This is a genomic window from Prevotella pallens ATCC 700821 (assembly GCF_000220255.1).
Taxonomy (GTDB): Bacteria; Bacteroidota; Bacteroidia; order Bacteroidales; family Bacteroidaceae; genus Prevotella; species Prevotella pallens.
Map to the genome: position 1 here is coordinate 1,743,296 of NZ_GL982513.1, position 10,341 is coordinate 1,753,636.

Sequence of the window (10,341 nt, forward strand, 5' to 3'; positions counted from 1 at the left end):
TATCTTGTGTGTAAACTTTCTTTCTTATATCGCCCTATTCATTATTGTAAATGTATAACTTTTTATTTGCTCTTCTTTCTTTAAAGCGCAAATCGGCAAATATTGAATACGGAGAAAGCTATAATAAATGAATTATAAGTATTGTATTCTAAAAGGGCAATAAAATGTTTTTACTCTATCTCCCAAATACTTTCTATATTCAAGATAAACCGTGTTGGTTGCCATTCTACAAAAGAGAATATATAGAGGAGAGTATTATTGAACAGATAATATGTACTTAAACCTTTGGACGTTTTATACGAATCGATAACAATATTATCTGACTTTAAGTTTTCCGAAGCAACCACTGTGTTAAAGTCGTTTATACTTATTCTATCTTTCAACTTCCATAACGGATTGTTGTATATATCAAGTAACCTTATTTCCTTACCACCAACCACGAATGTTTTATCCCAACAATCGTTGTCGTAACCATCAAAAAGGTTCTGCTTTATTTGTTGTACTAATTTTATCATATTCTTATATATGTAGTTTACTTTAAGTGTGTCGCTTGTTTCTTAAGCTTTTGTTGTCTTTAAAAAGAGTCTACTAATCTGATTGCTTTAAATACTCCAATAATTCTTCTTAACCATTATGTACAACACTATAAGCTGTATCGCTATAGTTTTATTGTTTTACAATGTGGAATTATTGATAAGTGCAAAGGTAGAAGAAAAAATCTATATGCAATAACAATGATGAGGAAGAAACAAGATATAAGTAATTTTATAAGATAGGAAAAGATAGTAAACTCTACATTAACCCACAATGCTTGATATTGGCAATACAAGTTCGTTTAGATCCATCATTGCATTGATGAGCGATATAGATTGAAACGAACTTAGGTTGGTTATACACACTTCTTGTTCTATCAACCGTCCTGCATCGATCAATTGGGCACGTCGGGTACCGTTAAGTAAAGGCGTTGAAGGTGTTACCCATTGTGTTCCATCGAAAAGAGCAATATTGGTATAAGACGTATCGGTTATGTGGTTTCGTTTCACAATAATTATTTCGTCTGCTCCATCTGCTTGCGATTTAAGTTGGTTAAGAACACAACGATTGGTATTTTTATATGTGTACTCTATGTCGTCGTTAATTACTAACCTAAGTGTTTCCACCTTTTTTATATTATAAGGTGTACAAGAAAGGTTGTATATATTGTAGCCATCGTATTCAAAACGTAGCTTTGCCCTTTCTGTTTGTGTGGCTGCAATGGCTAAAAGTCTGTTTACGGGGATTGGCGTCTGCACATTCCAAAAATGTTTTCGTGTGCGCATTACTCGTGCTAAATGGTAGTCGAGATTTATTATTCTGCCCTGCTCCACACACATTGTCTCAATAAATTGGCACATATACCTTTTCTATTATCTCGTTATACTCATCGTTGTTGTTGCTCTGTGCTGTAATTCCTCCCCCTGCTTTGTAGAAAAGTTGCTTTCCATCGGTATCAATAAAACGTATCATTACAGCACTATCAAGGTTTCCATTCGCCCAATGTCCCATTATCCCCGTGTAGAAACCACGCTCGTAGTGTTCGGCTTCTGCAATTATACGAGTAGTTATGGGTTTTGGTGCACCTGTAATTGAACCAGCAGGCAGCAGGTTAAAAAGCATTTCGCCTATGTTCGTACGATAATATGGGAGAAGCTGTCCCACTATTTCGGAACTTGTTTGCAGGATATCGCCTTTATTCGTGGTTAGCTTGTCGAAGTATCGATACTTCTCTACGCTTACTTTGTTGGCAACAATGCTTAAATCGTTTCGTATCAAGTCTACAATAGTTGCATGTTCTGCAGCTTCCTTCGCATTGTTCATTAACACATTGGCTGCATTGGGCACACTAGCAGCAATAGTACCTTTCATTGGAAACGAATGAATGGTTTCACCTTCAATGCGGACGAATATTTCTGGAGAAAAGCATACGAACTTATCTTTAATCCAACAACGGTATTTGGCAGTGGAACGCAGGAATATATCTCGCATCGTAAGATTTGTTTGGACAGGAATTTTGCAAGTTAAGTTTGCCAAATAGCAATTCCCATTACGTTGGTTAGCCTTCACGTATTCAATACTGCGTTGATACTTCGCTCTATTAGGTACTTTTAAATGCCATTCAACAGGCTTATTATTTACAACTTCGTTGTTTGGAACATTGTTTATCGTAGGAAAAGCATAAAGCATTTCAGAAGCATCAATGTGTTCAATCTCCTCTATATATGCTTGTTGCATATTGTAGCTAATGACAAAAACAAATGGTTTGTCAGCGTTTGCAAGGTCGTTAATGCGTTGCTGTGCTTCTCGCTGATTGTAGATCTTCATTCTTTTACAGTATCGTTTACAATTAAAACATTAATATTACGATGCAAAAATACAATAATTTGGTAAGACAAACAACCTTCAAGTCGGTTTTTGCGTGTTATGCAAGGCAATTATATATACCTATTTATAGGTTAATAAAAACAAACATTATCAATAACACTAACAAGAAACAAAAAAGATTGGACCGTATTGGCCCAATCTTTATAACCTATAGAATTGCAAATTACTTTATTCGGTTATGTTTGGTGCTTCCAAACCAAGACCCTTCTTCTTGTCTACAGCCTTTAGGATAATACCTATAATCAATGCAGCAACACCAAGACCGGCTAACATAAGCAACGGATTGGTATAATCGTATTTAGTAGGGTCGGTTTCTCCAACATTAGAATTGTCGAGTACTTTGCCAATTAGCAATGGGAACAACCATAAACCAATGTTCTGAATCCAGAATATAAGTGCGTATGCAGAACCTATAATCTTTGGATCGACAAGTTTAGGAACACTTGGCCACAACGAAGCAGGAACAAGTGAGAAAGAGGCTCCGAGGACAAGAATTGTTAAATAAGCAACTATTACACCACCAATAGCATGCCCTTTAAACATTGGAAGGATAAATGCAAATGTAAGGTGGCAGCTAATGAGTAATAAAGCACCCAAGATTAGCATAGTAGCAGCCTTACCTTTATGGTCTACATAGCTACCAAGAATAGGTGTGATACCTACTGCCAACAATGGGAATACTGCAAAGATAGATTCTGCAGACTGACGCATATAACCCATATAGCAATAAGCAATTAAGAAAACAACCGATAGAGAAAGAATAGAGTACTTAACTTTCTTATTCTTCATAAAGTTGAACATAAATGCAGTAATAGCTACTACCAACATAATACCATACTGTATAATGGTTACCTCTGTTGAAGCCCAGAAAGATTCCTTGTCAACGGGAGTAAAGGTAAGATTACACTGCAACATATTTACTGCATACTTCTGGAATGGGAAGATTGCAGAATAATAAAGTACACAAAGCAAAGATACCAACCAGAAACCCATACTTCCAAGTATCTGACCAAGATCGCTAATCTTAAATGGTTCTTCTTGTTCTTCCGCTTCACCTGTTTGAGAGTCAAGTTTCTTATCCATAAAGAAATAAGCAACAAACATCATTACAGCAATACAAATAAGAACAACACCAAAAGCTACTGAACGAGATACATCAACATTACCACCTAATTTTGCAAAGAAAGGAGAGAATATCATACAAGTAGCAACGCCTAAACGAGCAAATGCCATTTCAGAACCCATTGCAAGTGCCATTTCTTTTCCTTTAAACCATTTCACAATACCGCGTGAAACCATAATACCAGCCATCTCAGTTCCACAACCGAAGAGCATAAAACCAATAGCTGCTAACTTTGCAGATGCAGGCATTCCTTCGTAGAAAGGAGAAACGCCTAATTGTTCAAACAAAGGAATATGATTTAGATTCTGATTAAACCAGACTTCGAGTTGGCTTCCCATAAAGCTTTCGCTGATAGCATAATACTTAATACATGCACCTGTAAGCATAACAGCACCAGAAAGAAGAGCCGTAAAACGAACACCCATCTTGTCGAGAATGATACCTGCGAAGATAAGGAAGAATACAAATACATTTAAGAATGTTTCTGAACTCTGCATTGTTCCGAATGCTGTTGAGTCCCAACCTCTTTGAGTAAGCATCAAGTCTTTGATTGGAGACAAAATGTCTACGAAGATGTAGGAACAGAACATTGCCAACGATAAGAGTAAAAGAGCTGTCCAACGTGCAGCAGCAGAGTCTCTAAGAGTTTTTTTAATTTGTTCTGTCATAATATATAATTGTTTTTCTTATTATTGATAAAAGTTTCTTTTGTATTTATTTCTTCAACCAACGGTCGAGCCAGTTAAAGAATGTACGTTGCCATAATACACTGTTTTGTGGTTTCAATACCCAATGGTTCTCATCAGGGAAGAGTAATAACTCGGCAGGAATACCACGTAAGCGAGCTGCATTAAATGCTCCCATTCCTTGTGTTGCATTAATACGATAATCTTTTTCTCCATGAATGCAAAGAATAGGAGTATCCCACTTATCTACATCAAGATGTGGACTATTTTCGTATGTACGAGTTGCAGCTGCTGTGCGATCCTTATTCCAATATGCATCATCGTATTCCCAATTGCTAAACCAAGCTTCTTCAGTATCGGTATACATACTTTCAAGGTTGAATGCTCCATCGTGCGAAATGAATGCTTTGAAACGTTTGTTATGGTGTCCTGCCAAATAATAAACAGAGAAACCTCCGAATGATGCACCAACAGCACCTAACCTATCTTTATCTACAAATGGAAGATTATTTGCTGCATCGTCTATTGCCGATAAATAATCTTTCATACATTGACCTGTCCAATCGCCACTAATCTCTTCATTCCATTCGCTACCAAAACCTGGCAACCCTCTACGATTTGGTGCAACTACAACATAACCATTTGCAGCCATTATTTGGAAATTCCAACGATAGCTCCAGAATTGTGATACTGGACTTTGTGGTCCACCTTCACAGAAAAGAAGAGCAGGATATTTTTTATTAGGATCGAAATGAGGAGGAGTAATAATCCATACCAACATATCTTTTCCATCAGTAGTTTTTACCCAACGAGATTTAACATCACCAAGTGCAAGTTGGTCATAAATATGTTTATTTTCAAAACTCAACTGTACTTGTTCGCTTTGTTTATCTTTCTTTGCTGGTATAATGGCAAATATTTCGTTTGCACTTTTTATACTTTGACGCAATCCTAATAATTTCTTACCACTATTGCCTAAGAGTGCAATTGAAACATAGTTATGATCGCCATCTGTTAATTGTTTAACTTCGCCCTTCAAATTAGTTTGATATACATTTACTGTTGCATGCCAAACACCTATAAAATAAAGTTCTTTTGAATTTGGAGCCCAAACATAATCATCTACATTCGAATCGAACTTTTCTGTTACATAAGTCTTTTTCCCCGTACTAAAGTCGTAAACACAAAGACGATTACGATCGCTTTCATACCCATCGTTCTTCATACTTTGCCATGCAATATACTTTCCATCAGGAGAGAACTTAGGATTTACATCGTAACCTACATTGAAATCGCCATTTTGATGATTCACCTTTTGATTACGAAGCGACTTTGTCATATTTATTTCTGGCTCAACATAATCAGCAGGTTTACATAAATTCACTGTATTCTTTGTGTCTATATTGTAAAGGTATATGTCTGCATCGGTTGATACTGCATATTTCACACCTTCTTTCTTTCTACAAGTATAGGCTATCTGTTTTGAATCTTTACTCCAATCGAATTGTTCTATTCCACCAAATGGTGCAAGTGGACTTTCGTAAGGTTCACCTTCTATAATATCCACATCGTTCTTACTAATACCATTGGCAGTAACTTCTGCAACAAACGGGTGTGCTATAGTTTCTACATAATGATCCCAATGGCGATAGTTCATATCTGTTATAAGACGACCCGAAGCTTTTGGAAGGTCGGAAGGATTTTTCTTAATTGTACCATAATAAGGTATACTCTTTATAAGTAGAACCTTCTTTCCATCTGGCGAGAAGCGGAATCCTTCTATTTCTATATCTGAAGATGAAAGCTTTTTACGATTAGTTCCATCAGAATTCATAGACCAAATTTGTCCATCAAGAAGAAAAGCAATGGTATGGTTATCTAACCATACAGGACTTCCTTCGCTCTTTGCAGATGTTGTTAGCTGACGTACATTCTGTCCATCGGAATCCATTACACAGATTACTTGGTGTCCTCTATTTTCTTTTACACTATAGTAACCCACTTGGTAAACAATTTTATTACCATCAGGAGAAGCTTGTGCACTCCCAATTCGTCCCATAGCCCACAATGTTTCGGGAGTCATAACATCTTTACTAAGTGTTATGTTATGCTTTCCGATGTTGGTTGCTTCTTGAGCATTTACAATTCCACCATTCATAACAAGTGCAGCTGTAATAGCAATTGAAACATTTTTGTTCATAATTTTAGTTATTTATTTTTATTTAGGTTCTGCCTTTTGCGCTCTAATTCTGCCTGTTGTTTTTGTTGCATCTCCTGAATAGCCTGCATACGTGCAGCTAATCCGCTTTTTTTCTTTGGATTTTTCTTATTTTCCTCACGTCGAGCTTCCAATATTGATAGTAACTTCCCGTCATTCGTTGTTTTACGCAATGTCCACATTATAGCAGCTGAGAAGAACAACGATACAAAATAATAGAAATTCAAACCAGAAGAATAGTCATTAAACATAAAGAAGAAGAATACAGGCATTAAAAACATCATATACTGCATTACTTTCATCTGGTCGGCTTGTTGTCCAACCATTTGGTCTTTCTGTTGTTGCATTGTAAACCATGTATAAAGAATATTAGCAGAACAGAAAAGAATACAAGTTAATGAAAGGTGATCTCCAATTAACCACAGATTGTGATTCCACGAAATAATAGGATCGTATGTACTTAAATCGTTTATCCATAAGAAACTTTCACCTCGTAACTGTATTGCATTTGGAACAAAATTGAACATCGCAATCCAAATAGGCATCTGAATAAGCATAGGCAAGCAACCTGACAATGGACTAACGCCATATTCAGAATACATTTGCATCATTGCTTGCTGTTTCTTCATCTGGTCTTCTGGTTTATTGTACTGCTTTGTTGCCTCGTCAAGTTTTGGTTTTAGTACGCGCATTTTAGCAGAACTCATATAACTCTTCTTTACCATTGGATAAGTAATAAACTTCAAAAGCAATGTAATGAGAATTAATACCACACCCATTGGGAAGAATTTGCTTAACCAGTCAAACACATAGATTGTAAACCAACGATTAATAATACGGAATAAAGGCCAACCAAGGTTTACCAATTGTTGCATTTCAAGATCTTTTCCAAAATGACTTTCTTTATCGATACTTTGCAATAAACGGAAATCATTTGGTCCGAAGTAAAATTCGAAGTCTGAAGCTTTTACGCCAGTTGGATCGAATATGGTGCTTAAATTTGCTTGATATGATTTCAGATAGTGTGTCTCTTTTGCTAAAGGTGTACTTTTTAAATTGGCACCTGTAGTGAAACCATCTTTAGAAATGATTACTGCAGAGAAGAATTGATTTTTAAATGCAACCCAATCGATCATTTCTTCTGTTTTTTTATCATCGTCTTGTGCTTCACTTAGATGTTCTACGCCACCACCAGTTTTTTTATAAGTAACTGTTGCATAACGATTTTCAAAAGAATGTCCAAGTTCTTGTTGCTTGCATTTATCTTGCCAATCTACAATTAATTGATTTTTCCCAGGATTAAACAAACCATTCATTCCTGTTGCCTTTACATCTAAACGCAACATATAATTTTTGGTTAGTTTATAATCTAAGGTCAGTGTTTTACCATTTCCAGCAGCAGCTGTTAATGTTAGTGTAGAGTCGGTTAAATTTGAAGGGGTGAAATAAAGATTTTGTGTTTCAATATTTTGGTTCTTAGTAGCCAAAATGAAATTTAAATTCTGATCTGCCTCATCGAAAAGGGTTACATAATTTTTATCTGTTTTGCGATCTTTACTTGCAACATTATGTCCTTTGTATCCCTTTATAATAACTTTTCTTACTACTCCACCTTTTGTATTAAATGTGAGTGCTATTTTTGAGTTTTGCAACACAATATCTTTTGCAACACCTTTTGTTGCTGTATAGAATAAAGATGTTGTATCTGTATTAGCTGTATTTGTTTTATTTGCCGCTTTAGAAGCTTCTTGCTTTTGCTCTGCTATTTTTTGAGCTTTTGCAATAGAATCTTTTACAAACTCAACACGTTCCTGAGCAATTTCTTCATCTGAAGGAGTTTGCCACCATGCAAAACCAAAAAGTACCAGGGCCATAAGCACAAACCCTGTGATAGTATTTTTATCCATTTCTTATTTTTTCTTATTATCTATTGCCGTCTTAATAAAATCGAGGAAAAGTGGATGTGGTTTTAGTACGGTTGATTGATATTCTGGGTGGAATTGTGTACCAATAAACCATTTTAAAGATGGTATTTCTACTATCTCCACAAGATCACTTTCTGGATTGCGTCCAACACACATCATTCCATTTTCTTCAAATTCTTTTTCAAAATCGTTATTGAATTCGTATCTATGGCGGTGTCGTTCACTAATACATGCTTGTTTATAAATATTAAATACACGAGAATTTTGTCGTAATACGCACTCATAAGCACCAAGGCGCATTGTACCTCCCATATTGGTAATATTCTTTTGTTCTTCCATAATGTCGATAACATTATGTTCGGTTTTCTCGTCCATTTCGCGCGAATTAGCATCTTTATATCCTAAAACGTTGCGTGCAAACTCTATTACCATCATTTGCATTCCTAAACATATACCAAAAGTTGGTATATTATTCGTTCTGGTATATTTTATAGCCACTAATTTTCCCTCGATACCTCGTTGTCCAAATCCTGGACATACAACTACTCCATCAAGATTTTTCAATTTTTCGGCTACATTTGCTTCTGTTAGATGTTCTGAATTTACAAAATGCAGAATAGTTTTATGGTCGTTGTAAGTTCCTGCTTGTAAAAGTCCTTCACGAATACTTTTATAAGCATCTTGTAAATCGTATTTTCCAACAAGTCCAATGTGCACTTCTTTTGTTGCACTACGCAATTTATCAAGGAAGTTTTTCCATGGTCCTAATGTTGGAGCTGGTTTTACTTCTTCTCCACATTTACGCAATATTGCTGCATCAAGACCTTGTGCCTGCATATTTACTGGAACTTCGTATATGCTTGGCATATTTTCGCTTTGCACAACACAGTCTAAATCTACATTACAGAAAGCTGCTACCTTCTTTCGGATATCGTTATCAAGATGTCTGTCTGTGCGTAAAACCAAAATATCGGGCTGAATACCTACACTTTGTAGTTCTTTTACACTGTGCTGTGTTGGTTTTGTTTTCAATTCGCCGGCAGCACTAAGATAAGGAACGTATGTAAGATGCAAATTTATGGCACGTTTTCCTAATTCCCACTTCATTTGTCTGATAGCCTCTAGAAAAGGAGCTGATTCTATATCGCCTATTGTTCCACCAATCTCTGTAATAACAAAGTCGTAATGGTATTTTTGACCTAACTGTTTGATATTCCGCTTTATTTCATCGGTAATATGAGGTACTACTTGAATTGTTTTTCCAAGATAATCTCCATGTCTTTCTTTATCAATGACGCTTTTATAAATGCGTCCTGTCGTCATAGAATTGGCTCTTGTAGTTTGAATTCCTGTAAATCTCTCATAATGTCCTAAATCAAGATCGGTTTCCATACCATCAACTGTAACATAGCATTCACCATGTTCATAGGGATTTAATGTTCCTGGATCTATATTAATATAAGGATCGAACTTTTGGATAGTAATATTGTAACCTCTTGCTTGAAGAAGTTTTCCAATAGACGACGAGATTATTCCCTTTCCAAGTGAGGAAACTACACCGCCTGTTACGAAAATGTACTTTGTCTCAGTCACGATTATTTCTTTTTATTTATTGTTCCTGTGTGGAAGGAACCAATTTTCAACTTGCAAAGATAGTAAAAAACTAATGAACTTCCACTTAATATACTGTTTTTTATAATAGAAACTAAAATATTCTATAAAAACAGAAGAATAACAGTAAAGAACTTTTATTGCGCCTGATAAAACTTTTCTTCGCCAATTTATTTCATCGCAGGAAAATAAGTGCATATTATTCTAACATTATTTGTTATTTTGTGCCCCGTTATATAGCACGTATAACAAAAAAGAAGGTCTAAAGAAATATCTAATATAACAGAAGAAATGAATAGTAAAATCTGGAAAATTCAAAAGACTGAAGACTATTCAGAATTTATAATAAGAAAATAA

Annotated in this window: 7 protein-coding genes; all 7 read right to left on the reverse strand. The window is 35.5% G+C overall.

Annotation, left to right across the window (positions count from 1 at the left end; genetic code table 11):
* Window positions 1-170: 170 nt before the first annotated feature.
* The 7 genes from HMPREF9144_RS06790 to pyrG all read right to left on the reverse strand — a co-directional run bounded on the left by HMPREF9144_RS06790 (window position 171) and on the right by pyrG (window position 9,966).
* Window positions 171-515, reverse strand: coding sequence for a hypothetical protein (locus HMPREF9144_RS06790; RefSeq protein WP_006045181.1), 345 nt, complete (start codon window positions 513-515; stop codon window positions 171-173).
* Window positions 516-797: 282 nt separating this feature from the next.
* On the reverse strand, window positions 798-1,394 hold the full coding sequence (locus HMPREF9144_RS06795; RefSeq protein ID WP_006045182.1) for an aminotransferase class IV: 597 nt from the start codon (window positions 1,392-1,394) through the stop codon (window positions 798-800).
* Window positions 1,378-2,361, reverse strand: a complete 984-nt coding sequence (locus tag HMPREF9144_RS06800; protein WP_006045183.1) for an aminodeoxychorismate synthase component I — start codon at window positions 2,359-2,361, stop codon at window positions 1,378-1,380. The genes HMPREF9144_RS06795 and HMPREF9144_RS06800 overlap by 17 nt, the downstream gene beginning before the upstream one ends.
* A gap of 228 nt (window positions 2,362-2,589) precedes the next feature.
* Window positions 2,590-4,212: an MFS transporter gene (locus HMPREF9144_RS06805; RefSeq protein WP_006045184.1), complete on the reverse strand. Its 1,623-nt coding sequence runs from the start codon at window positions 4,210-4,212 to the stop codon at window positions 2,590-2,592.
* A 46-nt stretch (window positions 4,213-4,258) separates the two neighbouring features.
* Entirely contained in the window at window positions 4,259-6,430 is a 2,172-nt protein-coding gene (gene dpp5, locus HMPREF9144_RS06810; protein WP_006045185.1) for a dipeptidyl-peptidase Dpp5, read from the reverse strand.
* An 8-nt stretch (window positions 6,431-6,438) separates the two neighbouring features.
* The gene (gene yidC, locus HMPREF9144_RS06815; RefSeq protein WP_006045186.1) at window positions 6,439-8,355 is read right to left on the reverse strand and encodes a membrane protein insertase YidC; all 1,917 of its coding nucleotides are present in this window, start codon (window positions 8,353-8,355) and stop codon (window positions 6,439-6,441) included.
* A 3-nt stretch (window positions 8,356-8,358) separates the two neighbouring features.
* Window positions 8,359-9,966 carry a CTP synthase gene (pyrG, locus tag HMPREF9144_RS06820; RefSeq protein WP_006045187.1) on the reverse strand — a complete coding sequence of 536 codons (1,608 nt, stop codon included), beginning with the start codon at window positions 9,964-9,966 and terminating at the stop codon, window positions 8,359-8,361.
* Between the last annotated feature and the right edge of the window lie 375 nt (window positions 9,967-10,341).

What these genes read in the sequence shown, in the direction of transcription:
- HMPREF9144_RS06790 (WP_006045181.1), bottom strand. Translation starts at nt 515, where the DNA reads ATGATAAAATTAGTACAACAAATAAAGCAGAACCTTTTTGATGGTTAC.
- HMPREF9144_RS06795 (WP_006045182.1), bottom strand. Translation starts at nt 1,394, where the DNA reads ATGTGCCAATTTATTGAGACAATGTGTGTGGAGCAGGGCAGAATAATA.
- HMPREF9144_RS06800 (WP_006045183.1), bottom strand. Translation starts at nt 2,361, where the DNA reads ATGAAGATCTACAATCAGCGAGAAGCACAGCAACGCATTAACGACCTT.
- HMPREF9144_RS06805 (WP_006045184.1), bottom strand. Translation starts at nt 4,212, where the DNA reads ATGACAGAACAAATTAAAAAAACTCTTAGAGACTCTGCTGCTGCACGT.
- dpp5 (WP_006045185.1), bottom strand. Translation starts at nt 6,430, where the DNA reads ATGAACAAAAATGTTTCAATTGCTATTACAGCTGCACTTGTTATGAAT.
- yidC (WP_006045186.1), bottom strand. Translation starts at nt 8,355, where the DNA reads ATGGATAAAAATACTATCACAGGGTTTGTGCTTATGGCCCTGGTACTT.